This window comes from Micrococcus sp. HMSC067E09 (assembly GCF_001812555.1).
GTDB classification, from domain to species: Bacteria; Actinomycetota; Actinomycetes; order Actinomycetales; family Micrococcaceae; genus Micrococcus; species Micrococcus lylae.
This window is the reverse complement of sequence record NZ_KV809453.1, coordinates 98035-120930: the sequence shown is the minus strand read 5'-3', so window position 1 is coordinate 120930 and position 22896 is coordinate 98035. Positions and strand designations below refer to the sequence as shown.

Sequence of the window (22896 nt, the reverse complement as noted above, 5' to 3'; positions counted from 1 at the left end):
TCACGGGCGCTCACGCTCCTCACGGGCGGTGCCGGCCGGGCGGGACCCGCCGGTGACTGTGTGGTCCGCGGACGTGTCCCGGGACCTGCCTGCGGGGTGGCCGCGGCGGGCGGACACCTCGCGGACGGCCTTGCGCTCCTCGGAGGTGTGCTCGTAGTCCGCGTTGGGATCGCAGGAGTCGTCCAGGAACTCTGAGGTCTCCTCCTCGAGCTCGGAGTCCTCCTCCGCGTCGAAGGCCTCCTGGGAGGCCACCTTGACGTCCTCGGGGTCCACGGCCACGACGTCCTCGCGGCTGAGCAGCCAGGAGCGGTAGATCATGGCGACCAGGAACGCGGTGACGGCGAAGCCGATGACGATGGCGGTCAGCATGAGCGCCTGCGGCAGCGGGTCGGAGTAGGTCGTGGGGTCCTTGCCCTCGATGCGGATCGGGGCGTCGCCGGACCGGCCCCCGGTGATCAGCAGCAGCATGATCGTGGCGTTGGTGATCAGCATGATCCCGAACAGGATGCGGGTCAGGGTGCGCTCGAGCAGCATGTAGATGCCACCGGCGTACATCACGCCCATGGCGACCAGCAGGGCGAGGTCGATGCTCATCATCGTCCGGCCTCCTCGGCGGTCGTCGGGGCGGTGGTCGGGGTGCCGTTGCCGGCGGGGCCCTGCACAGGGGGGCGGCTGCGACCGGCCACGGCACCGGAGGCGCCGGCGCGGTGGTGGCGGCGCCGCCGGTGCATCCGGGCCTTCTCGCGAGCCATGCGGGCCTCGTCGCCGCGACGGTCGATCTCGGAGCCCAGGGAGCGGAGCACGTCCAGGACGAGGCCGATCACCACGAGGTACACGCCGATGTCGAACACGGTGGCGGTGACGAGCTTGACGTCCCCGAGCAGGAACAGGTCGTGGAACTCGACGTGCGCGGACTGCAGGACCTGCCCGCCGAAGAACAGCGGGAACAGGCCGGTCAGGGAGGCCAGGGCCAGGCCCGCGCCGAGGAGTACACCCGAGGGGACCCGGATCGCGTTCTGCAGCTCGTAGCGGCCACCGGCAAGGTAGCGCAGGGTGAGCGCCAGGCCGGCCAGCAGGCCGCCGGCGAAGCCGCCGCCGGGGGTGTTGTGCCCGGCCAGGAGCAGGTACAGGGAGAACAGCACCATCGGGTGGAACATCAGTCGGGTGATGACCTCGAACACGATGGACCGGCGCTCCGGAGCCAGGGTGCGGCCTCCCTCGAGCCAGAAGGAGGAGTCGTTCACCGCGAAGCGGCGCACGGTGGAGAGCACGGCGGTGCCCATGGCGGACTCGGAGGTGATGCGGCCGACCGAGCCGGTCTTCACGTCGGCGAGGGCACGGCCACGACGGTCGCGGTGCTGGAGGAACACCAGGGAGACCACGCCGGTGGCGGCCGCCGCCAGCACCGTGATCTCGCCCCAGGTGTCCCAGGCACGGATGTCCACGAGGGTCACGTTGACCACGTTGCTTCCGTAGCCGTCCGCGTAGGCCAGCTCCGGCATGTCCACGGAGATCGGGGCGGCGGTGCGGGCGGCCAGCGCGGTCGCGGCCACCCACATCATCACCAGGGCGAAGGACACGGCGATCAACACCCGGGGCCAGCGGCGGCCGTGGCCCGAGGCGCGCCGGTCCCAGCTGGCCGGCAGGGAGCGCAGGCCGAGCACGAGGGTGACGAGGACGATCGTCTCCACGAGCACCTGGGTGATGGCGAGGTCCGGGGCGCCGCGGAAGGCGAAGATGGCGGCGGCGCCGTAGCCGGTGATGGCCACCAGCAGCGCGGCCATGAAGCGCCGGTGCGCTTTCACCGCGGCCACGGTGCCGACCACGATGGCCAGGACGACGAAGGCCTGCGCCGCGTCCTCGGCCACGACGATCTCCGCCTGCCTCCAGAGGGTCGCCAGAGGCCTCTCATGGCCGCCCGCGGGGAAGACCATGAAGTACAGCGGCAGCCCCAGGGCCACGGTGAGGATGATGCCCAGGTAGGTGCTCAGCGAGCCGGTCTGCGTGCGGCCGGTGACCCACACGGCGAGCGCGTCCAGCTGGTAGATGATCCACTGGTAGGCCTTGGACGCGTCCCAGGGGAACTGGACATGCTCCTGGGCCTGCTCCACGCGGGTGCGCTGCCACGCCAGCAGCAGGCCGAGCCCGATGATCGCGGCGGACAGCGCGAGGATCGGCGTCAGTCCGTGCCAGAGGGCGAGGTGGGCCGGTTCCTCGGCGCCGTCGAGCGGGTCCAGGGCACCGGTGTGGGCGGTGATGACCTTCTCGATCGGCCCCGGAACGAACGCCATCGCCACGCAGAGTGCGGTGAGCACCATGGACGGGCTGATCTCCAGGGCGGTGACCGAGGTGCGGAACGCGGTGGCAGGCACGGGGCGGAGCGTGCCGGCGTCGTCCTTCTCGTGCTTGGTGGCGAAGGCACCCCAGAGGAAGCGGCAGGTGTAGGCCACGGTGAGCACGGAGCCGAGCGAGAGGACCACGAGGGGCACCCAGGCCCACACGGTCCCGTGGTGCTCGGCGGTGTGCTGGGCCGCTTCCAGCACGGACTCCTTGGCCACGAAGCCGAACAGCGGGGGCAGACCGGCCATGGAGGCGGCGGCCACGGCGCTCATGCCGGCCAGCACCGGGTGGCCGCGGCCGATCCCGGAGAGCGTCCGGACGTCACGGGTGCCGGTCTCATGGTCGATGATGCCGACCACCATGAACAGCGGCGCCTTGAACAGGGTGTGGGCGATCAGCATCGCCAGGCCGGCCATGGCGGCGTCCCTGGTGCCGAAGCCGTTGGCGACCATCAGGAAGCCGAGCTGGGAGACGGTGCCGTAGGCCAGGACGAGCTTGATGTCCGTCTGACGCAGGGCCCGGTAGCCGCCGACCAGCAGGGTGGCCAGGCCGACGCCGGTCACGAGCACCTGCCAGCTCATCAGACCGGCGTACGCCGGCGCGAGGCGCGCGACGAGGAAGACGCCGGCCTTCACCATCGCCGCGGCGTGCAGGTAGGCGGAGACCGGGGTGGGCGCGGCCATCGCCGCCGGCAGCCAGAAGTGGAACGGGATCTGCGCGGACTTGGTCAGCGCGCCGATGAGCACGAGCGCCACCGCCCATTCGGCGTAGCCGCGCAGGGCCGGGTCCGCCAGAAGCTCCGGGGCCGCGGCGAGCACACCGGAGACCTTCCAGGAGCCGGCCTGGACGCCGAGCATCAGCAGGCCGACGAGCATGGCCAGGCCGCCGAAGGTGGTGACGATCAGCGCCTGGATGGCGGAGCGACGGGCGAAGATGCGCTGCCCTGCGTAGCCGATGAGCAGGAAGGACAGGACCGAGGTGATCTCCCAGAAGGTGTAGAGCACCATCAGGTCGTCCGTGGTGACCAGGCCGAACATCGCTCCGGCGAAGGCCAGCAGCTGGCCGCCGAACACGGCGTCCTTCGCCTCGTGCTCCCGGAAGTAGCGGGCGCAGTAGGCCAGTACGATCGCGCCGACGCCCAGCACGATCAGGGACATGAAGGCGGAGAGCGCGTCCATGCGGAAGCTGAGGGAGATGTCCAGGAACGGAACCCAGGGAATCTCCCGGACGAGGCCGTCCGCCTGCGCCGAGGCGTCCGCTCCCGCGTCGATCGCCGACTGGAGCGCGAAGACGTCCGGCATGCGCGTCAGCAGCCAGACGAAACCGGCGGCCGGGACGGCGGCGAGGACATAGAACCCCTCACGTCCGGTGAAGCGGAAGATCCAGGGCGCCACCATGGCGACCGCAAACAGGGCGATCAGGGTGACGAGCATGGGGTCCCTTCGGCATCAGCGGGCGAGGGTACCGTCCATACTACCGGCGCGGTTCCACCTCTTTGACCGGACGGTGGGGGGTGTTCACACTGAGCAACAAGACTCCGCCGGCCAGGATGACCAGCACGATGGTCGGGATGATCCAGCGCTGGTCACCGGTGATCGCCAGGGCCACAGAGGACAGAGCCGGGGTGATGAAGCCGACCGCACGGCCGGTGGTGGCGTAGAGGCCGAACAGCTCGCCCGCGGTCTGCGGGGTGGTGAGCCGGCCGAGGAACGCGCGGGAGGCCGACTGCACCGGCCCCACGAACAGGCAGAGGATCAGACCTCCGATCCAGAACGCGCGCGGCCCCTCGGAGAAGAACAGGCCCACGGCCGTGGCGCACATGGCCGCGATCGATCCGAGGATCACTGCGCGCGGACCGAACCGGTCATCCAGCCAGCCGCCGGCGAAGGCGCCCGCGGCGGCCACCACGTTCGCCACGATCGCGAAGACGATCACGTCGCCGTCGGCGATCCCGAAGACCGTGGTGCCGAGGGCCCCGCCGTAGAGGAAGACCGCGCCGACGCCGTCGCGGAAGACGGCGGAGGCGATGAGGAACTTCAGGGTGTTGCGGTCCTCCCGCCACAGGCGGCACAGTCGCTCCCAGAGCGCCCGGTAGGAGCCCAGCACGGTCTCGGCCGGCGCGCCGGTGCCCTCCTGTTGGGCCGCCGTCGGGCTGGGCACGGCGAACAGGACCGGGAGGGAGAAGACCAGGAACCAGACGGCGGCCACCACGGCCACGGCGCGGATGTTGAGGGACTGCTCGTGCGGGATGCCGAACCAGGCGGCGTCGCCGGAGACGAAGCCGACGTAGACGATAAGCAGCAGCACGATGCCGCCGAGGTAGCCGGCGCCCCAGCCGATGCCGGAGATCCGTCCGACGGTCTGCGGGGTGGAGATCTGCACGAGGATCGCGTTGATCTGCACCTCGGCGAATTCGAAGAAGACGGTGCCGATGCTCAGCAGCACCACGCCGAGCAGCAGGTGCTGCTCGTGCGGGGCCACGAAGAAGCTCAGGCCCGTCACCGCGATCACCACCGCCGTGTTCAGTGCCAGCCACAGCTTGCGGCGCCCGCCCTGGTCCGCGCGGCGGCCCAGCACCGGCGCGGTGAGCGCGACGACGATCCCGGCCACCGCCATGCCGGCGGAGAGCCACTCGGTGCCGCGGGCGTCCGCCCCGAAGGCCTCGGAGGACAGGTAGGTGCCGAAGACGAAGGTGACCATCACCGCGTTGAACGAGGCCGAGCCCCAGTCCCACGCGGCCCAGGCGGCCACCTGGCGCTTGCTCACCGCGGCCACGGTCTCAGCCCTCGATGACGGTGCGGTGGAAGTTCAGGTGCGCGCGCGAGGCCGTCGGGCCGCGCTGGCCCTGGTAGCGGTTGAGGTACGGGCCGGAGCCGTACGGGTGCTCGGCCGCCGAGGAGAGCCGGAAGAAGCAGAGCTGGCCGACCTTCATGCCCGGCCACAGCTTGATCGGCAGCGTCGCGGTGTTGGACAGCTCCAGGGTCACGTGGCCAGAGAACCCGGGGTCGATGAAGCCGGCGGTCGAATGCGTCAGCAGGCCGAGCCGGCCGAGGGAGGACTTGCCCTCCAGGCGCGCGGCGATGTCGTCCGGGAGGGTGACCTTCTCGTAGGTGGCGCCGAGGACGAACTCGCCTGGGTGCAGCACGAAGGCCTCCTCCGGGTCCACCTCCACGAGGCGGGTCAGCTCCGGCTGCTCCACCGAGGGGTCGATGTGTGCGTACCGGTGGTTGTCGAAGAGCCGGAAGAAGCGGTCCAGGCGCACGTCGATGGACGCAGGCTGGACGAACGCCGGGTCGTAGGGCTCGAGGGCCACGCGGCCGGCGTCGATCTCGGCACGGAAGTCACGGTCGGAGAGCAGCACGGGTTCACCGTAGCGCAGGAACAGCGCGGATGTGATCCCCATCATGGGACGTGCCCGGGCAGAGGCGCACCGGCCGACCGGCCGCGCGGTGTACAGTGGGGAGGCGTCTGCGGGCGTAGCTCAATGGTAGAGCGCTTGCTTCCCAAGCAAGATACGCGGGTTCGATTCCCGTCGCCCGCTCTCCGAACCGTTCGGCCCCGGAACCCCACGTGGGTCCGGGGCCGAACGCATGTCCGCCTCTGACGTCGAGGAGGTCCCCATGGCCGAGGTGCTCTCCGGGTTCACCGTCATCTGGGTGATCATCGGCGTCGGATTCCTCACCGGACGCACCGGCGTGCTGGGCGCCGAGGGGCGGACGGTGCTGTCCCGCACCTCGTTCTTCATCGGCTCCCCCGCCCTGCTGTTCACGACCCTGTCCCAGGCGGACGTGACCGCGGTGCTGGGGCCGCAGCTGTGGGTGGCCGCCGCCTCGGCGCTGGTGTGTGCCGCGGTGTTCATGCTCGTGGCGCGGTTCGTGCTGCCGTCCCGGACCGGCTCGGAGCGGGTGATCGCGGCCCTGGGCTCGTCCATGGTGAACTCGGCGAACCTGGGCCTGCCGATCGCCGCCTACGTCCTGGGGGACGCCGCCCTGGCCGCCCCGGTGATCCTCTTCCAGCTGGCGATCTACACGCCGCTGTACATCACCGTCCTGGAGGCCGCGCTGGCCGCGGAGTCCCGCCGTTCCGCGCTTGCCGACGACGGCCGCTCACCGTCTGTACGCCGCTCCCCCTCCGCCTACGGCCGGTTCCGCCGGGTGGTGAGCCAGCTGGGGCAGACCGCGCGCAACCCGATGATCATCGGCTCGGCCCTCGGCCTGCTGTTCTCCGCCACGGGCTGGTCCCTGCCGGCACCGCTGTGGGACTCGGTGGAACTGATCGGCGGGTTGTCCATCCCCGCGATGCTCATCGCGTTCGGCATGTCCCTGGCCGACTCCCGGCCGTTGCGGAAGGCGGACGGCCGCATCGGGGACGCCGTGCTGGCCTCGGCCATGAAGCTGGTGGCGCATCCGGTGATCGCGTGGCTGATCGGCGCGTTCGCGGTGGGCCTGGGCAGCCGGGAGCTGATGATCGCGGTGGTGCTGGCGTCCCTGCCCACCGCCCAGAACGTGTTCGTGGCGGCCGTGCGCTACGAGACCGGCGTGGTGGTCGCGAAGGACACCGTCCTGGTGACCACGGTGCTGGCGATCCCGGCCATGATGGTCGTCGCCCTGCTCTTCGCCTGAGGCCGGCGCCGGCGGGCATGCTGCACCGGGCCCCACACCGCGTGCTGAACCGCGGCTTGGGGGCAGGACACGGGGTTCAGATGCGATCTCAACACCGTGTTTGCCCCTCACTTTCCTGGGGCGGCCGCGGAGAACGCCCTCGGCGCCTCACGCGAGCCGGCTCCGGTCAGCGGGCCCCGTGCTGGACCAGTGCGGAGGCGTGGGCCTCGATGGCCTTCCAGTCGCGGAAGTCGCCGTACTCACCCTTGGCCAGCTTGATCTTCAGCTTGTCCAGGAAGCCGAGGCGCTCCTCGGTGACCGCGCCGCGGAAGTACTCCACCGACCGCGGGCGGTAGGCCTCCAGCTGGATGCGCAGCGCGTCGTCCAGCTGGGGAGATCCGCCGGAGACCACGATGTTCAACGGCTTGTCGGCCAACTCCGCGCGGCGCGAGTCCAGGAAGCGCTTGGCGTCGGCGGCCAGCTTGCCGGCATACACCGGGGCGCAGACCACGACGGCATATGCGGTGTCCAGCCACGCCGCGGCGCCGGCGACGTCCTCGACGACGGTCTCCACGGCCTGCTTGGTGCGCAGGACCTGAGCCATGCGCTCGGCGATCTCCCGGGTGGACCCGTGCAAGGACGAGGTGACGAAGAGAGTGGTCATGGGTTCAGGAAGCCTTCGGTGTCAGGGGGCGTTTCTCCGGCGGCCCTGCGCGCAGGACTCGGCCTTCCCGCTCAGTGTATCCCGCGCAGGTCCAGGTCCAGGCGGGTTTCCGCCCCCTCCGGCGCGGCCTCGGCCGCATGGACGGTCACCGGGATGCCCCAGTCCTGCTGATACAGGTGGCAGGCGGCATGGTCCGGGATCGGCTGCCCCTTCTCCCCGTCGCAGGCGGCGGCGCGGGCCGTGATGTGCAGGACGCCCTCGGCCACGTCCGGGTTCAGGCGCAGCGTGCGGGTCAGACCGGTGGAGGTGCCGGCGCCGTCCAGCAGCAGCTCCTCCGGAGAGGAGGACACCTTCAGCTGAGTCGGATCGCCCCAGCGATCGTCGAGCTTCTGCCCGGACGGGGCCTCGAAGCCGACGGCCAGGCCGAACTCGCCGGCCACCACGGGGGTGCGCGGGCGCTGGGTCTGGCGGGCGCCCTCGTCCACGGTGAGGTACTCGTCCGGCACGGCGATCCGCTCCAGGCGGTGGGCGTTGGTCTCCACCACCACGATCGACGCCGCCTTGCCCTCGGCGTCCACCTCCACGAGCACATCGGAGGGCTCGGCCAGGCCGCGGGCCACGGTGGACAGCGCCGCCTGGGTCTCGCGCCCGGCGGCGTCCGTGCCGGCCGGGGTGAAGCGTCGGACGGCGCCGTTGTAGGTGTCCGCGACCAGCACGGAGCCGTCCGGCAGCGCGGTCACGCCGAGCGGGTGCTGCAGGCGCGCCTGCTCCGCCGGGCCGTCCACGTAGCCGAAGTCGAACAGGCCGGTGCCCACCGCCGTGGACACGGTCCGCTCCCCCGTCCCGCCGGTGACCGTGCGCAGCGCTGAGGTCTCGGAGTCGGCCGCCCAGAGGGTGCCGGCGGCGTCCACGGCCAGGCCGGAGGTCTGGGCGAACCAGGAGCGCTCGGCCGGGCCGTCGGTCAGTCCCTCCAGGCCGGTGCCGGCGAACAGGGACAGCTCGTCGGCCACCGGGTCGTAGGCGTGCAGCTGATGGGTGCCCGCCATCGCGATCACCACGTGGCCGGCCGCCTCGTCCCACACCACGTCCCACGGGGAGGAGAGGGACACCCCGGTCGGCTTGCCCTCCAGCGGGCCCAGCACGACGACGGCACCCTCCTCGTCCGCGGGCACCGCACCCTGCTGCTGGGCCGGGTCGGCCGCCTCGGCGGCCTTCGCCGCCGCGGCGACGCGCTCGCCGTCGATGAGGGCCTGCACGCCGTTGCCGGCGAGCGTCCGGACCTCGCCGGTGGCCAGGCTGAGGCCGCGGAGGCGGTGGTTCACGGTGTCGGCCACGACCACGTCGTAGCCGACCTGCGCGGCCACCTCGGCCGGCAGCAGGGCCAGGCCGTTGGGCTCGTTGAACAGTGCCTGCTCCGGGCCGCCGTCGGTGTGGCCGCGGGTGGCAGGGGTCGGGAAGGCCAGGTGCGCGGCCTCGTCGGGGGCGTCGGCGGGGTCGCCGCCGCCGATGGCGCGGATCGGGGTGCTGAGGTCCGCGTCCAGCTCGACGAGGCGGTGGTGGCCGGTGTCCGCCACGAGGAAGGTGCCGGGGCGGGAGCCGCGGTCGGCCAGGGAGATCGCCTTGCCCGGGAAGCGCAGGTCGCGGGCGACCGGCTCCGGGGCGACATAGGGGCCGTCCCCGCGGTGCAGGGTGCCCTTGGCCTCGTGCTCGGCGACGAGCTCGGCCACCAGGGAGCGCAGGCCGGCCACGTGGCCCTCGCCGGAGAGGTGGGCGGCGATGTAGCCCTCCGGGTCGACCACCACGAGGGTCGGCCAGGCGCGGGCCGAGTAGGCCTGCCAGGTGGTCAGCTCCGGGTCGTCCAGCACCGGGTGGGCGATCTCGTAGCGCTCCACGGCGGCGGCCAGGGCGTCCGGGTCGGCCTCGTGCTCGAACTTCGGGGAGTGCACGCCGACCGTCACGAGGACGTCGTGGTAGTCCTCCTCCAGCGGGCGCAGCTCGTCCAGCACGTGCAGGCAGTTGATGCAGCAGAACGTCCAGAAGTCGAGGATCGTGATCTTGCCGCGCAGGTCCTCGAGCGTGAGCTCCTTGCCGCCGGTGTTCAGCCAGCCGCGGCCGACGAGCTCGGAGGCGCGGACGCGGGGGCCGGGACGAGAGATGCCAGTCATGCCCCCATTGTCCCGCGCGCTCGGGCCCGAGCCGCAAGTTCGCGGACACATTCGGACGGCCGGGCCCCCGCCACAGCACGGCGGGAGCCGACGGGACGCCGGTCCGCCCCTCGGTCCGCCGGCTCAGCCCGCGCGCTCGGCGGCGGCCACGATCTCCTCGGCCATGATGGTGAACTCCTTGTCTCCGGCGGCCTGCTGGCCCACGAAGGACACCATGACCACCGAGTCGGCGGTGGTGGCGGTGAGCACCTGCGCGGTGAGCGTGTTCTCCTCGTCGCTCGCGGGGTGACGGGTCCAGGTGATCGCGGACTGCGCCGGGGTGCCGTCGGACAGGTCGGGCTTCTCGGTGGTCAGCACGTAGTCCACGGTGCTGTCCCCCTCGGTGACCGTCATGGTCATCTCGGAGCAGTCGGTCAGCAGGGTGTTCACGGTCTGCAGGTGCTTCTCCACACGCTGGCGGGCGGGGCCGTCCAGCCTCGCCACCTCCACGGTGCCGGTGCCGGTGAACGAACCGGCGCCCACGTCCACGCGGGAGACCTCCTCCTGGTCCAGCAGGATCGGCGAGAAGTCCAGAGCGTTCAGCGGTGCCTTGCACTCGCTCGGCTCCACGGTGGTGCGGGAGGCGTCGCGCAGGCGCGCGGCGTTGTCCTCGCGGGTCGTGGAGATCTCCTCGTCCGTGGCGGCACGCTGGCGGACGAAGCCGAAGGATGCGGCGCGCTCGGCCGCCGCGGCGGCCATCCGCTGGTCCTGGCGGTCGCCCAGGTCCAGCTGGTCCACCACGTCCGCGGCCTCCTGCTCGGAGGCCGGCTCCGGCTTCGCGTCGTCTGCCGAGGCGTCCCCGTCCTGGCCGGCCGAGGCGGAGGCGCCGTCCGGGGCGGAGGTGCCGGCGCCGTCGTCGTCCCCTGGGGCGCAGCCGGTGAGGGCGAGCAGCGCCGCCAGGGCCAGGCCGGCGCAGCGGCGGGCGGCGCGGCGGGCGGGCAGGCGGTCGGCGGTGTCAGCGGCGGCCATGGCGGTCCTCCTGGTCGGCGAGGTTCGAGTACATCTGGTTCCAGGCGGCGAGCTCGGCGTCTCCGTCGCGCTCGGCCTTGCGGTCGTAGCGCTCGGCGACCTTGCGGTCGTCGAGCGCCCACAGGACGGCCACGGTCACGGCCATCGCCACGGTCGGGAACTCGCCGATGCCCCACATCACCGCACCGCCGATCTGCTGGTCGGCCAGCGCGTCCGGACCCCAGGGACGGCCCATGTTGCCGAACCAGTCGGCCTGCATCAGTCCCGTGGAGGAGGTCATGGCCACGCCGATGAACGCGTGGAACACCATGGTGGCCAGCAGCACGACCAGGCGGATCGGATACGGCGGGCGGTTCGGCAGCGGATCCGCGCCCACCATCACCAGCGCGAACACGAAGCCCGTGAGCAGGAAGTGCACGTTCATGAACTCGTGGCCCACGTGGTATTCCAGCGCGAACCGGAAGAAGTCCGTGTAGTAGAAGACCAGGATCGAGCCGGCGAAGTTGGCGCCCGCCACGATCGGGTGGGTGATGAACGCCCCCCACCGGGAGTGCACGATCCACAGGATCCATTCGCGCGGGCCGCGCGTGTCGTCCGTGCGCACCGGCAACGAGCGCAGGGCCAGCGTGATCGGTGCGCCGAGCGCCAGGAACAGCGGCGCGATCATCGTCAACGTCATGTGCCCGACCATGTGGGCGGAGAACAGCACACGGCCGTAGACGGCCGGGGCGCCGGAGGTGGCCCAGGTCAGCACCACCAGCCCGAGGATCCAGCAGATCGTGCGCAGCACGGGCCAGGAGTCCCCGCGGCGGTGCAGCTGCACCGTGGACCGCACGTACCAGATCGCCAGGAACACGCACACGGCCACCCACAGCCAGTCCCAGCGCCACAGGTCGAACCAGCGGGCGCCGGTGAGCTCCGGGGGCAGCTCGTAGCCGGTGAGGATGCGGGCCGGGCTGGCGCCGTCCGGCAGCTCCTCCGGCTTCGGCGGCGCAGTGCGGCTGAGGACGGCGGAGACGCCCATGACGGCGGACATCACCACGGCCTCCACGGCGATCAGCTGCCACAGCAGACGGCGGGCCGGACGCGGGGCCTCGGCTGCGGCGTCCTCGCCGGCGCCGCCACGCAGCTGCGGAATGATCCAACGGCGGTGGGCCAGGCCGATCAGGCCCAGGAGCACCACCGCCAGGAACTTCACGGCCACCAGGCCTCCGTACGGGGCGAGAAGCTGATGCAGGTGCTCCACCCGCAGGGCGGCGTTGACCACGCCGGACAGGGCCACGGTGAACAGGCCGAGTCCGGCGAGCACCGAGTAGCGGGACAGCACGGTGTGCACGAGCGGGGCGGCTCCCTGCCGGCGGTAGGTGGTGCGGCCGGTGCCGCCGTCCGGGCCGACCAGCGTGGGGGCGATCAGGGCGAGCACCAGCAGGCCGCCGACCCACACCACCACGCCGAGCAGGTGCAGACCGATGGAGTTCACGGCCGCCATGTGGTCGTCGCCGCCGGCGGCGTGGCCGATCAGTGCGAGCGGCACGAGGGCGATCATCGCGAGGATGCCCACCCAGAACAGGCCGCTGTGGGAGCGCACGGCCACCGCCAGTGAGGTCACCACGGCGGCGATGACGGTCACCCAGAACCAGGCCTGCCCCACCGAGATGGACACGAAGTAGGCGACGAGCCCGTCCGAGAAGGCAGCGCCGGCGCCGAGCGGGATGCCGGCCAGGTCCGAGTAGGACAGGATGCCCACGGCCAGCGCGCACAGGGTCCACACGCCGGCGGCCACGGAGGCCACCAGCATGGTCCGGGTGAACGCGGGGTGCTCCGGCAGGCGCTCGGCCGGCGGGTCGTCCTTGCGGCGGCGCGGGGCCCGGCCGCCGGTGTGCGGCGGCAGGATGGCGGCGGCGAAGATCAGGGCGCCGATGGTCACGGACATCGCCATGTTGGAGCCGTACTCGACGATCGGCACGCCCCAGCGGGTCAGGGCGCCGGGGTCGGACAGCTCGCGAGCGGCGGAGACGCCGGTGAACCAGGCGGCCAACACCAGGGCCAGGGCACCGGCGGCGGCCACCGCCGGCCAGGTCCAGACCGGGAGGGCGCGCTCGGCGCCGCCGGGGACGGTGGTGTTCCCGGCGGGCCGGGAGCCGTCGCGGGCGGCGCGGTCCCCGTGGCGGGGTGCGGTCTCGGTGGAGGGCATGGGTCCTGTCTTCTCGCGGTGGTGGTCGATCGGTGGCCGGGCCGGCGGCGCCGCACGGAGCGGCGGCCGACCCGGCGTGTGGGGCCGGCGGTCAGGAGAACAGCACGTCTCCCACGAATCCGCCCTCGGCGCAGCCGGGAGGCACGGCGAACACGGCGGAGCCCACGGGGGTGGTCCACATGTTCAGGTGGTCGGACTCGGCCAGGCTCTGCTGGACGGGGACGAACTGCCGTTCCAGGTCGGTCTGGAACGCCACGAAGATCAGCCCGGACTCGCCGTCCGCGCCGTCATAGTTGTAGCCGCGGCGGAGCATGCCGTGCTCGGGCCCGTCGCCGATCCGGGCGCGGCGCACATGGGCGGTGTCGGAGATGACGGGGAAGCCGGCGGGTCCGGTGGCCTCGAAGTCGATCGGGTCGTTCTCCTGCTCACCGGTGAGCGGGGCGCCGGTGCCGAGGCGACGGCCGATCACGTCCTCCTTGGCGGGGCGGTCCAGCTCGTCCCAGGTGTCCAGCTCCATGCGGATGCGGCGGATGACCATGGTGGTGCCGTGCTCGATCCACGGCTGCAGGTCGGCGCCGAGCCCGTCGTCCACACCCCACACGAGGCGCTCGATCGCCGGGGAGCCGGTCTGCGGGTTGGCCGTGCCGTCCACCTGGCCGAAGAGGTTGCGCATGGTGGTGCCGGTCGGATGGGAGCCGCGGGCCTCGCGGAAGCCGATCTGAGTCCAGCGCGGCGTGGCGAACGCCCGGGTCCCCTTGGTGAGCATGCGGCGGGCGTGGGCCACGGACATCTGGTCGTCGCCGCAGATCTGCAGCAGCAGGTCGCCGTCGGAATACTCCTCGGACAGCTCGCCGTCGATCTGCTCGAAGCGCGGCAGCGGGCCGAGCCACTCCGGGACCGCGTCCGGGTCGATCCGGTCCACGAGCCCGCGGCCGAAGCCGAAGGTCACCGTCAGGCGGGCCGGCGCCGCGGCCAGCTCGGGCTCGGTGTCCGCGAGGGTCGCCCTGCCCTGGGTGAGGCGGGCGGCGTCCTGGCTGAGGATGCGGAGCATACGGCGGACGCCGTCCCGGTCCAGGTCCTCGTCCAGGTCGAACGCGAGGAACACGGCGTGCGTCTGGCTGGGGGTGTCCACACCGGCCTGGCGGTCACCGTGGAAGGGCACGGCGTCCGTGCCGATCGGCGAGCTCACCGCCACCCGGGAGGCCTCGCCGCCGGGCTCGGCCCAGCCGGAGGTGCCGATCTCGCCGGAGGCGGACATCGCCCCGCTTCCCGACGACGGCCCCGCCCCCTGGCCTGCCCCCGCGCCGCCGGTGCCGGCAGACGGGGCGGCCGTGGCCGAGTGGCCTGCCGCGTAGCCGACGGCCGTGCCCAGCAGGCCGCCGCCGAGCACGCCGGCGCCCAGCAGGAGGCCACGGCGCGAGGCGGAGGGGCCGGCACCGGACCGGTGTGCCGGGCCGGTGTGGTCCTCGGGGCGAGGATCAGTGGTCATGGCCCTCGTGGTCCCCGTGGTCGTCGCCCTCGTGGTCCCCGTGGTCATGGCCGTCGTGGTCCATGTCCGCGTCCTCGGAGCCGGAGGCCTCGCCGCCGTGGTAGCTCTCGTTGGCGCCGGCGAAGTCGCGGACCTCGCCGGCGACGGGCACCTCGGTGCCGTCCTCGAGCTCCAGCACGTAGTCCACAGTGTCGCCCGGCAGGAGCGGCTCCTGCAGGTCCATGAACATCACGTGGTCACCGCCGGGGGCGAGCTCGTGGGTCTCGCCGGCCTTGACGGTGAAGCCGTCCGGGGCCTCCTGCATGACCATCTGACCGGAGCCGTCGTCCACCATCGTGTGCAGCTCCACCACGGCGCTCAGCTCCGAGTGCACACCGGTGATGTGCACGTCCTCGTCCGTGGTGTTCTCGAGGGTGGCGAAGGAGCCGGTCATGCCGGACTCGGTGGCCTTGGTCCAGGCGTCGACGACCGTCAGCGGGCCCTCGCCCGCGGACTCGTCCTCGCCCTGAGCATCGTCCTGGCCGTCTCCGGTCTCCTCGGCGTCCGTGCCCTGCTCCGTCTGGCCGGCCTCCTCGGAGGCGGCCGCCGGCGACGCCGAGTCGTCCTGCTCGGCCGGGGCGTCCTGGCCGCCGCCGCAGGCGGTGAGCAGCAGCAGGGCGGCGGAGAGGGCGCCCAGGGAGGCTGTGGTGCGGGTGGTCTTCTTCTTCATGTTCGTGTCCTTCTTCTCCGGTGTCCCCGCGGCATCGTCCTCGACGCCGCGGTCACCGGTCCTCAGGGGTGTCGGTGTGGCCGAGCGCGGAGGCCTTGCGGAACATCAGCACGGCGGCGAGGCCGATCACGGCCACGCCGCCGAGGCCGAGCCCCCAGACCCAGCCGGGCAGTCCCGGTTCCTGGGCCTGGTCGTCCTGCGCCTCGGTGGTGGCCGCGGGGTCGCCCGAGGCCTGGGCGGCCTGGCCGTTCTCCTCCGCGGCCTGGGACGCGTCGGTCGCCTCCTCCGCGGCGGACCCGCCGGCGGACTCTGCGGCCACGCCGCAGTCCTCCGGGACGGTGCCGGCCTCGGGGGCGCCCTCGGCGTCCAGGGTGAAGTCGAGTCGTCGCTCCTCGGAGTGTCCGTCGGAGTAGACCACGCGGTACGCCAGCTCGTAGTCGCCGTTCGGCAGGTCCGGGCAGACCCCGGCGGAGAAGGTGTCCCCCTCCACGGTGCCGGAGTCCGCCTGCCACTGGTTGCCGTCCGCGTCCCGGACCCGGATGAGGTTCTGGATCCCCTGGCCGTCGATCAGGTTTCCGGAGAAGGTCAGGGAGACCTCGTCGGGCGCCTCGGTCAGGGTCTGGCCGGCCTCCGGGGTGGAGGACAGCAGCTCATCGTGGGCCTGGGCCGGTGCGGCCAGGGCGACCCCCGCCACGGGGGCCGCGGCCAGGGCCAGGGCCGCCGTCAGGGCGGCGGTGCGCCGGCGGCGCGGGATGACGTCCTCGCGGACGCGCTCGGTGCAGGTGTGCATCGCGTTCAGGTGCATGGCACGGTGCCTTTCGCCTCCGATGCCTCGTCTCCGGCCCGCTGGTGTGGCGGCCGGGGCATCGGCTGGTCTGTCTCGTTCAGGGAACGGTGAGCCCTGTGACGTCCTCGCCGACGGCGGGGAGGGCAGGGCCCGGGCCCGTCCGGCGCGCACGCGGACACGGTGCCGCGCGGTCTGCCGATCAGGCCGCGACGAGGGCGGCGGGCGGCCCGCGCAGGCCGGTGGAGCCGACGAGCTCGCGGCCGGCGGGGACCAGGGGCGCGGAGGTGCCCCAGACCAGACGCACCCGGCCGACGGCCGGGCGCAGGGCGGGAACGCGGCGGCGCAGCACGGCGCCCACCACGAGTCCGGCGGCACGGACGAGCAGCCGCTCGCCGTGGCGGATGAGCAGGACGGTCAGCAGGGCCGCCACCACGTGGGCGGCCAGCATCCCGAGACCGAGGTGGTCATGGCCGCCGACTCCCCCATGCGCGGCAGTGTGCGCGGAGGAGTGCGCCGCGGCGAAGGAGGCGAGCTCCCCGGAGGCCGGGACGGCGTGGCCGAGGTGACCGGCCGTCGTCGGGAAGGCGGCGGAGGCTCCGGGGGCCGGGGAGGCCAGGCTGTAGAGGCCGTGGAGGATGGCCTGGCTGCCGAGCACGGCCGCGAGCACGCGCGGCAGGGACAGGCGGCGGCCGGCGAGCACGGTGCAGACCGGGGCGGCCAGGGCGACCGCGAGCAGCAGCACCATCGGGTGCGGGGCGTGCGCGGCGCCGAGGACGGTGTGGGAGGCGGCGGCGAGGACGACGGCCAGCACGGCCCCGGCCCACCCGCGGGCCAGGCGGGCGCCGCCGTGCACCGGCAGCGCAGGGGCGGGGGCAGGCGCGGCGGGGCGTGCGGGCATCAGGTGCTGCATGCCGGCCCCCTTCGCGTCGTCGCCTCGGGCAGTGTGCTGGGCACACGCCCCGGACATCCCATTCTACGCCCGGACCGGGGACGATGCCCCCTCGACTGCGTCACAGCCCAGGACCGACGGCAGGACCGTCACGCACGGCCTCGACGTACGACAGGGCGCCCCACCGCGACGGTGGGGCGCCCTGTGTGCGCTGTGCAGATCATGCCCTCATCGGCAGATCCGCTCGGCGGCTCACTCGGAGGCGGCGGCCTTGAGCTTGGAGCCGGCGGTCACCTTCACGGAGTAGCCGGCCGGGATTGTGATCTCCTCGCCGGTGCGCGGGTTGCGACCGGTGCGCTCCTTGCGCTCGGTGCGTTCCACGGCCATCCAGCCCGGGATGGAGACCTTCTCGCCCTTCTTCACCTGAGCGGTGAAGACCTCGAAGACGGCGTCCAGCACATCGCTGACGGCGGCCTGGGTGTTGCCGGAGCGCTCGGCGACGGCGGCGACGAGCTCCTTGCGGTTCATAGCCATTGGGAAGTCCTCCTGAGTGTTGGGACATCGTAGGGGTGATCCCGGGACGTTCCCCGGGCTTCCACTGCCGAACGTACCATCGACCGCCCCGCCGCGCCGCCCTCCAGCGGCCTGATTCTGCCATTTTCAGGCGATTCCAAGGCTCCCGGGAACCCGTGCGGCCCCGCCGGGACGCTGCCCCGTGGCCGTCTCCGTCCCTGGTCAGGGCCTGATCCGGCGGCGTCTGCGGCTCCGCCGCCCTGCCTTCGGGCGCCGTTCGTGCGGTTCCGCAGGAATCCGCGGCTCCGGGCCGGGACGACGACGGGGCGGCCCACCGTGGGGGTGGACCGCCCCGGACAGGTCGAGGACCTGCAGGTCGGTGGCCGTCGTCAGGGACGGCGCGTCCGGCCGGACCGTTCCGGTCAGGCCGTGGACGAGGTCACCAGGACGACTTGGTCACGCCCGGCAGCTCGCCGCGGTGCGCCATCTCGCGGAAGCGCACGCGGGAGATGCCGAAGCGCTGGAAGGTGCCGCGCGGGCGGCCGTCGATGGCGTCGCGGTTGCGCACGCGCACCGGGGAGGCGTCGCGCGGGAGCTTCTGCAGGCCCACGCGGGCGGCCTCGCGGGCCTCGTCCGAGGCGTTCGGGTCGACCAGGGTCTTGCGCAGCTCGAGGCGCTTCTCGGCATTGCGGGCCACGATGGCCTTGCGCTGCTCGTTCTTGGCGATCTTGGACTTCTTGGCCATGCCTCAGCGCTCCTCTCGGAAGTCGACGTGCTTGCGGACCACCGGGTCGTACTTCTTCAGGGTGATGCGGTCCGGGGTGTTGCGGCGGTTCTTGCGGGTCACGTAGGTGAACCCGGTGCCGGCGGTGCTCTTCAGCTTGATGATCGGACGGACGTCCTTCTCCTTCGCCATGTCAGAGCTTCACTCCCTTCGCGATCAGGTCGGCGACCACGGCGTCGATGCCGCGGACGTCGATGGTCTTGATGCCCTTGGCGGACAGCGTCAGGGTGACGTTGCGGCGCAGGGACGGGACCCAGTAGGTCTTCTTCTGGATGTTCGGGTTGAACCGGCGCTTGGTGCGACGGTGCGAGTGGGAGATGCTGTGGCCGAAACCCGGCCCAGCCCCGGTTACCTGGCAGTGAGCTGCCATGATCACTCCTCGTGCAAGTTGTAGTAAAAGGACGGGCGGAACCCGCATGCCGGAGCCCTTCCGACGCACGAGGCGCCGTCGGACTCCTTGAGAGTCCCGCTCGGGTGTGGACACCGCACTCTTACTGCGACTCATCTGAAGGTGAACCAGGCTGGGTGAGAGCCAACCGAAGTCGCCTTGGATCGCTGGTGTGAACGGCGAGTCCCGGCCTGCCCCACAGGAGCGTTCCGGGAGTCCAGTCCGCGGGATCACGCTGCTTTTCCGACCCCTTCCGGGCATGCCCGGGAAGGAGAACAGCGCGGCTTGCGCCGTCCCATCTTACGGGAGCACCCGCGCCGGCTTCAACCGGGGAGCGGGAGAACCGACTCACACCCGCCGCTTGCCTGATTGTTGAACAAGACATAGGCTCCCTCCATCGAGGCGTTCTGTGACCACGGTCACGCGCCCCCTGTCCCGCACCCTCCGGAGGAGCCCATGGCCCACACCCCCACCGACCCGCACCGCCAGGACGCGGCCGCGCGCGCCCAGCGGGCCGACGCCACCGACGCGCCCGCCCCGGACGCCGCCCGCCACCGGCGCACGGCCCTGCTGGGCGCGATGTTCCTGATGGCCACCAGTGCCATCGGCCCGGGCTTCATCACCCAGACCTCCACCTTCACGGTGCAGGTCGGCGCGGCCTTCGCGTTCGCCATCCTGGTCTCGATCATCATCGACATCGCCGTGCAGATGAACGTGTGGCGCGTCATCGGTGTCTCCGGTCTGCGCGCCCAGGAGCTCGCCAACCGGGTCCTGCCCGGCCTCGGCTGGCTGCTCTCCGCCCTCGTGTTCATCGGCGGCATGGTCTTCAACATCGGCAACATCGCCGGCACCGGCCTCGGAGCCGACGCGATGCTCGGCGTGGACCCGCTGATCGGCGGCGGCGTCTCCGCCGTGATCGCGATCTACATCTTCCTGTCCAAGCGTGCCGGCCTGGCCCTGGACCGCATCGTGGTGGGCCTCGGCGTCGTCATGATCGTCCTGATGGCCTACGTCGCGATCGTCTCCGACCCGCCCGTGGGCGACGCCCTGCGCCAGTCCGTCCTGCCGGACACCGTGGACATGCTGATCGTCGTCACCCTGGTCGGCGGCACCGTGGGCGGCTACATCACCTACGCCGGCGCCCACCGCATGATCGACTCCGGCGTCTCCGGAGTGGAAGACGTCACGTCCATCACCCGCTCCTCGGTCCTGTCGATCATCGTCACCGGCGTGATGCGCGTGCTGCTGTTCCTGGCCATCCTCGGCGTGGTGGTCGGCGGCGCGACCCTGGATCCGGACAACCTGGCCGCCTCGGCCTTCCAGCACGCCGCCGGCGACGTCGGCATGCGCGTCTTCGGCGTGATCCTGTGGGCCGCCGCCATCACCTCGGTGATCGGCGCCTCCTACACCTCGGTCTCCTTCATCACGAAGTCCACCACCTCGGCACGCACCCGCAACCTGCTGACGGTCGCGTTCATCGTGGTCTGCGCCGCCCTCTACCTGACCCTGCGCCAGGCCCCGCAGACCCTGCTGGTCTTCGCCGGCGCCTTCAACGGCATGATCCTGCCGGTCGGCTTCGCCGTGCTGCTGTTCGTGGCCTGGCGTCGCCGAGACCTGATGAACGGCTACCGCTACCCGGCGTGGCTCTTGGTGGTCGGTGTGCTGGCCTGGCTGGTCTCCGTGTACATCGCGGTCAACGCCTTCACGCCGATGGTGGCCCTGTTCTCCGGAGCCTGATCCGATCCCCGGGTCCACGACGGCGGCCGTCCACCTCGCGAGGCGGGCGGCCGTCGTCGTGGTGTCTGCGAAGCGCCCCGGACGGCCGAGGCACGCCGTGCGGGAGGGCTCAGGCGTCCTGACGCTCGGAGAGGTGGTCGAGGACGAACTGCTCGGCCTGGTCCAGATAGGAGGCCATCGTCTCCTGCAGGTCCTCGGGGCGCCGGTCCAGGAGCGTCTGCGCGATCTGCAGGTTGCGCTCGGCGAAGAGCGGGTGCAGGGCGGTCTCGCGGTCCATGGGCTGGAAGGCCAGGCGCACGCGAGCCATCGCCTGGCGGAGGGTGCGCTGCAGGTCCGAGGCTCCGGCCATGGCGGCGATGGCGCCGTGGAGGCGCTGGTTGGCGTCGCCCATCAGGCGTGGGTCCACGGCGCTCGGATCCGGGGAGAGCATGGCCACCACCTGGTGCAGCTCGGCCTCGACCTCCGGGGTGACCTCGCCGAACCGCAGGGCGCCGAGCTCGATGATGCGGCGGGTGCGGGAGATCTCCCGGACCTGCTGCACGTCCGGGGACGCCACGATAACGCCGCGGTGGGGACGGCGGACCAACAGCCGCTCGGCGGCGAGCTCGGCGAATGCCTCGCGGAGGCTGTTGCGGCTCACGTCCAACTCGGCGGCGAGGGCGACCTCGCCCAGACGGGTGCCGGGGGCCAGCTCGGCGTTCTCGATGCGGCGGCGCAGCTCCTCCGCGGCACCGCCGACGGCACCGCGGCGCTGGGCTTCCGACGGGCGGGTACGACGGCTCTGAACCATGTGGGGGGCGTCTCCTTCTGCCGGTGATCATTCCGCGCCGCTGCCACGCGGGCGGGCGCACATCCCCTCTCCCGCGGGCGGGGTGCCGGCGTTCAGTCCGTGATCGTGGCGAGGACCTGGCCGCGCTGCACCGTGGCCCCCTCGTCGATCTGCTGTCGGGTGATCGTACCGGAGCGGTGCGCCCGCACCACGGTCTCCATCTTCATGACCTCCAGGACGGCCACCGGCTCGCCCTTGCCGACGACGACGCCCTCCTCCGCCTTCCAGGCCACCAGAGTGCCGGCCACGGAGGCGGTGACGGCGTCCTCGCCCGGGCCCTCGGGCTCACCGGCCGCCGCGGCGCCCGCCGCCCCGCCGCCGTGCATCAGCGCAGCGTAGAGGGCGTCCGGCAGGCCGAGGCGGACGGCGCGGCCGTCCAGGTCCACGGTGATCTGGGTGCGGGAGCCGGCGGGGCCGGCCGCGGCCAGGTGCTCGGAGGCCTCGAACTCGGCGGCGAACTCGGACTCGATCCAGGTGGTGTACACCCCGAGGCCGTCCTCGGAGGTGAAGGCGTCCTGCTCGAGCACGGCCCGGTGGAAGGGCACCACGGTGGGCACGCCCTCGATGCGCAGCTCGGCCAGCGCGTCCTGGGCCCGGCGCAGGGCCTGCGGGCGGTCCTCGCCCCAGACGATGAGCTTGGCCATGAGCGAGTCGTACTCGCCGGGCACCACGGAGCCGGAGCGGACGCCGGCGTCCATGCGGAGGCCGGGGCCGGTGGGGGCTTCGAAGTGCTCCACCGGACCAGGCGAGGGCAGGAAGCCGACGGCCGGGTCCTCGGCGTTGAGCCGGAACTCAAAGGCATGGCCGTGCGGGGCCGGGTCCTCGGCGAGGCTCATCGGCTCGCCGGCGGCGATGCGGAACTGCTCGCGCACCAGGTCCACACCGGTGGTCTCCTCGGTGACCGGGTGCTCCACCTGCAGGCGGGTGTTGACCTCGAGGAAGCTGATCAGCCCGTCCGGGGCCACCAGGTACTCCACCGTGCCGGCGCCGGTGTACCCGGCCTCCGCGCAGATGGTGCGGGCGGAGTCGTGGATGCGGGTGCGCTGCTCGTCCGTGAGGAACGGAGCGGGGGCCTCCTCCACGAGCTTCTGGTTGCGGCGCTGCAGGGAGCAGTCGCGGGTGCCGACCACCACCACGGTGCCGTGTCCGTCCGCCAGGACCTGGGCCTCCACATGGCGGGGGCGGTCCAGGAAGCGCTCCACGAAGCACTCGCCGCGGCCGAAGGCGGCCACGGCCTCGCGGGTGGCGGAGGCGAAGGCGTCCTCGACCTCCTCGAGGTCCCGGACCACCTTGATGCCGCGGCCGCCGCCGCCGAACGCCGCCTTGACGGCGATCGGCAGACCGTGCTCCTCGGCGAAGGCGCGGGCCTCGGCCGGGGAGGCCACCGGGCCGTCCGAGCCGGGGACCAGCGGGGCGCCGGCGCGTTGGGCGATCGAGCGGGCGGTGATCTTGTCCCCGAGGTCCCGGATGACCTGCGGGGCGGGGCCGATCCAGGTCAGGCCGGCGTCGATGACCCGCTGTGCGAAGTCCGCGTTCTCGGAGAGGAAGCCGTAGCCGGGGTGCACGGCGTCCGCGCCGGAGCGCTCGGCCACGGACAGCAGGGCGTCCATGTCCAGATAGGTGTCGCCGGAGGCGGAGCCGGGCAGGTGGTAGGCCTCGTCCGCCACGGCCACGTGCATCGCATCCGCGTCCGGGTCCGCGTAGACGGCCACGGAGCCGATGCCGTGGTCACGGCAGGCGCGGGCCACACGGACGGCGATCTCGCCGCGGTTGGCGATCAGGACCTTGGTCAGGGGGCG

The 22896-nt window shown here is 72.5% G+C and carries 20 protein-coding genes and 1 tRNA gene; 3 read left to right on the top strand and 18 right to left on the bottom strand.

Annotated features, from left to right (window positions below):
- Genes HMPREF2863_RS10875 through dcd form a run of 4 tightly spaced genes read right to left on the bottom strand, consistent with a single transcriptional unit; the run spans position 1 to position 5701 of the window.
- Entirely contained in the window at positions 1-597 is a 597-nt protein-coding gene (locus HMPREF2863_RS10875) for a Na(+)/H(+) antiporter subunit C (RefSeq protein WP_067189645.1), read from the bottom strand.
- Positions 594-3773, bottom strand: coding sequence for a Na+/H+ antiporter subunit A (locus tag HMPREF2863_RS10870; RefSeq protein WP_070640119.1), 3180 nt, complete (start codon positions 3771-3773; stop codon positions 594-596). Before HMPREF2863_RS10870 ends, HMPREF2863_RS10875 begins: the two co-directional genes overlap by 4 nt.
- Positions 3774-3813: 40 nt before the next feature.
- A complete protein-coding gene (locus tag HMPREF2863_RS10865; RefSeq protein WP_070640116.1) occupies positions 3814-5115 on the bottom strand; it encodes an MFS transporter in 1302 nt (433 codons plus the stop codon).
- Positions 5116-5119: 4 nt separating this feature from the next.
- Positions 5120-5701: a dCTP deaminase gene (dcd, locus tag HMPREF2863_RS10860; RefSeq protein WP_067189675.1), complete on the bottom strand. Its 582-nt coding sequence runs from the start codon at positions 5699-5701 to the stop codon at positions 5120-5122.
- A gap of 109 nt (positions 5702-5810) precedes the next feature.
- On the opposite strand from dcd, the gene HMPREF2863_RS10855 reads away from it, so the two are divergent.
- A tRNA-Gly gene (locus HMPREF2863_RS10855) sits at positions 5811-5881 on the top strand.
- 79 nt (positions 5882-5960) lie between these two features.
- Positions 5961-6962 (top strand): AEC family transporter, encoded by a 1002-nt coding sequence (locus HMPREF2863_RS10850; RefSeq protein WP_070640300.1) that lies wholly within the window; start codon positions 5961-5963, stop codon positions 6960-6962.
- A gap of 166 nt (positions 6963-7128) precedes the next feature.
- On the opposite strand, the gene HMPREF2863_RS10845 is transcribed toward HMPREF2863_RS10850, so the two are convergent.
- The 12 genes from HMPREF2863_RS10845 to rpmB form a co-directional block, all read right to left on the bottom strand.
- Positions 7129-7605 (bottom strand): flavodoxin domain-containing protein, encoded by a 477-nt coding sequence (locus tag HMPREF2863_RS10845; protein WP_070640113.1) that lies wholly within the window; start codon positions 7603-7605, stop codon positions 7129-7131.
- Between the two features lie 71 nt (positions 7606-7676).
- Positions 7677-9770 (bottom strand): NHL domain-containing thioredoxin family protein, encoded by a 2094-nt coding sequence (locus HMPREF2863_RS10840; RefSeq protein WP_070640110.1) that lies wholly within the window; start codon positions 9768-9770, stop codon positions 7677-7679.
- 123 nt (positions 9771-9893) lie between these two features.
- Complete coding sequence (locus HMPREF2863_RS10835; RefSeq protein ID WP_245232137.1) at positions 9894-10778, bottom strand: hypothetical protein; 885 nt, start codon at positions 10776-10778, stop codon at positions 9894-9896.
- Complete coding sequence (locus HMPREF2863_RS10830) at positions 10765-12972, bottom strand: bifunctional copper resistance protein CopD/cytochrome c oxidase assembly protein (protein ID WP_070640108.1); 2208 nt, start codon at positions 12970-12972, stop codon at positions 10765-10767. Before HMPREF2863_RS10830 ends, HMPREF2863_RS10835 begins: the two co-directional genes overlap by 14 nt.
- Before the next feature lie 91 nt (positions 12973-13063).
- Positions 13064-14461 (bottom strand): Dyp-type peroxidase, encoded by a 1398-nt coding sequence (locus tag HMPREF2863_RS10825; protein WP_070640105.1) that lies wholly within the window; start codon positions 14459-14461, stop codon positions 13064-13066.
- On the bottom strand, positions 14451-15170 hold the full coding sequence (locus HMPREF2863_RS10820) for a copper chaperone PCu(A)C (protein WP_083315387.1): 720 nt from the start codon (positions 15168-15170) through the stop codon (positions 14451-14453). Before HMPREF2863_RS10820 ends, HMPREF2863_RS10825 begins: the two co-directional genes overlap by 11 nt.
- A gap of 52 nt (positions 15171-15222) precedes the next feature.
- Positions 15223-15975: a copper resistance CopC family protein gene (locus HMPREF2863_RS12230; protein WP_070640102.1), complete on the bottom strand. Its 753-nt coding sequence runs from the start codon at positions 15973-15975 to the stop codon at positions 15223-15225.
- Positions 15976-16156: 181 nt separating this feature from the next.
- Complete coding sequence (locus HMPREF2863_RS10810; protein ID WP_070640099.1) at positions 16157-16867, bottom strand: hypothetical protein; 711 nt, start codon at positions 16865-16867, stop codon at positions 16157-16159.
- A 231-nt stretch (positions 16868-17098) separates the two neighbouring features.
- Positions 17099-17380 carry an HU family DNA-binding protein gene (locus tag HMPREF2863_RS10805; protein WP_067189733.1) on the bottom strand — a complete coding sequence of 94 codons (282 nt, stop codon included), beginning with the start codon at positions 17378-17380 and terminating at the stop codon, positions 17099-17101.
- A 418-nt stretch (positions 17381-17798) separates the two neighbouring features.
- Positions 17799-18104 (bottom strand): 30S ribosomal protein S14, encoded by a 306-nt coding sequence (gene rpsN, locus HMPREF2863_RS10800; protein ID WP_067189732.1) that lies wholly within the window; start codon positions 18102-18104, stop codon positions 17799-17801.
- 3 nt (positions 18105-18107) lie between these two features.
- On the bottom strand, positions 18108-18275 hold the full coding sequence (rpmG, locus tag HMPREF2863_RS10795; protein ID WP_067189730.1) for a 50S ribosomal protein L33: 168 nt from the start codon (positions 18273-18275) through the stop codon (positions 18108-18110).
- A gap of 1 nt (position 18276) precedes the next feature.
- Positions 18277-18513 carry a 50S ribosomal protein L28 gene (rpmB, locus tag HMPREF2863_RS10790; protein WP_067189728.1) on the bottom strand — a complete coding sequence of 79 codons (237 nt, stop codon included), beginning with the start codon at positions 18511-18513 and terminating at the stop codon, positions 18277-18279.
- Between the two features lie 474 nt (positions 18514-18987).
- Here rpmB and HMPREF2863_RS10785 point away from each other — a divergent pair, with 474 nt between their 5' ends.
- Positions 18988-20268 (top strand): NRAMP family divalent metal transporter, encoded by a 1281-nt coding sequence (locus tag HMPREF2863_RS10785; protein ID WP_083315386.1) that lies wholly within the window; start codon positions 18988-18990, stop codon positions 20266-20268.
- A 109-nt stretch (positions 20269-20377) separates the two neighbouring features.
- Here the strand turns inward: HMPREF2863_RS10785 and HMPREF2863_RS10780 are convergent, their stop codons facing one another.
- Together HMPREF2863_RS10780 and HMPREF2863_RS10775 are read right to left on the bottom strand one after the other, a co-directional pair.
- Positions 20378-21058: a GntR family transcriptional regulator gene (locus tag HMPREF2863_RS10780; protein ID WP_083315385.1), complete on the bottom strand. Its 681-nt coding sequence runs from the start codon at positions 21056-21058 to the stop codon at positions 20378-20380.
- A 92-nt stretch (positions 21059-21150) separates the two neighbouring features.
- On the bottom strand, positions 21151-22890 hold the full coding sequence (locus HMPREF2863_RS10775; protein WP_070640283.1) for an acetyl/propionyl/methylcrotonyl-CoA carboxylase subunit alpha: 1740 nt from the start codon (positions 22888-22890) through the stop codon (positions 21151-21153).
- Positions 22891-22896 lie beyond the last annotated feature (6 nt).

What these genes read in the sequence shown, in the direction of transcription:
- HMPREF2863_RS10875 (WP_067189645.1), bottom strand. Translation starts at nt 597, where the DNA reads ATGATGAGCATCGACCTCGCCCTGCTGGTCGCCATGGGCGTGATGTAC.
- HMPREF2863_RS10870 (WP_070640119.1), bottom strand. Translation starts at nt 3,773, where the DNA reads ATGCTCGTCACCCTGATCGCCCTGTTTGCGGTCGCCATGGTGGCGCCC.
- HMPREF2863_RS10850 (WP_070640300.1), top strand. Translation starts at nt 5,961, where the DNA reads ATGGCCGAGGTGCTCTCCGGGTTCACCGTCATCTGGGTGATCATCGGC.
- HMPREF2863_RS10845 (WP_070640113.1), bottom strand. Translation starts at nt 7,605, where the DNA reads ATGACCACTCTCTTCGTCACCTCGTCCTTGCACGGGTCCACCCGGGAG.
- HMPREF2863_RS10840 (WP_070640110.1), bottom strand. Translation starts at nt 9,770, where the DNA reads ATGACTGGCATCTCTCGTCCCGGCCCCCGCGTCCGCGCCTCCGAGCTC.
- HMPREF2863_RS10835 (WP_245232137.1), bottom strand. Translation starts at nt 10,778, where the DNA reads ATGGCCGCCGCTGACACCGCCGACCGCCTGCCCGCCCGCCGCGCCGCC.
- HMPREF2863_RS10830 (WP_070640108.1), bottom strand. Translation starts at nt 12,972, where the DNA reads ATGCCCTCCACCGAGACCGCACCCCGCCACGGGGACCGCGCCGCCCGC.
- HMPREF2863_RS10825 (WP_070640105.1), bottom strand. Translation starts at nt 14,461, where the DNA reads ATGACCACTGATCCTCGCCCCGAGGACCACACCGGCCCGGCACACCGG.
- HMPREF2863_RS10820 (WP_083315387.1), bottom strand. Translation starts at nt 15,170, where the DNA reads ATGAAGAAGAAGACCACCCGCACCACAGCCTCCCTGGGCGCCCTCTCC.
- HMPREF2863_RS12230 (WP_070640102.1), bottom strand. Translation starts at nt 15,975, where the DNA reads ATGCACCTGAACGCGATGCACACCTGCACCGAGCGCGTCCGCGAGGAC.
- HMPREF2863_RS10810 (WP_070640099.1), bottom strand. Translation starts at nt 16,867, where the DNA reads ATGCAGCACCTGATGCCCGCACGCCCCGCCGCGCCTGCCCCCGCCCCT.
- HMPREF2863_RS10805 (WP_067189733.1), bottom strand. Translation starts at nt 17,380, where the DNA reads ATGGCTATGAACCGCAAGGAGCTCGTCGCCGCCGTCGCCGAGCGCTCC.
- rpsN (WP_067189732.1), bottom strand. Translation starts at nt 18,104, where the DNA reads ATGGCCAAGAAGTCCAAGATCGCCAAGAACGAGCAGCGCAAGGCCATC.
- rpmG (WP_067189730.1), bottom strand. Translation starts at nt 18,275, where the DNA reads ATGGCGAAGGAGAAGGACGTCCGTCCGATCATCAAGCTGAAGAGCACC.
- rpmB (WP_067189728.1), bottom strand. Translation starts at nt 18,513, where the DNA reads ATGGCAGCTCACTGCCAGGTAACCGGGGCTGGGCCGGGTTTCGGCCAC.
- HMPREF2863_RS10785 (WP_083315386.1), top strand. Translation starts at nt 18,988, where the DNA reads ATGGCCCACACCCCCACCGACCCGCACCGCCAGGACGCGGCCGCGCGC.
- HMPREF2863_RS10780 (WP_083315385.1), bottom strand. Translation starts at nt 21,058, where the DNA reads ATGGTTCAGAGCCGTCGTACCCGCCCGTCGGAAGCCCAGCGCCGCGGT.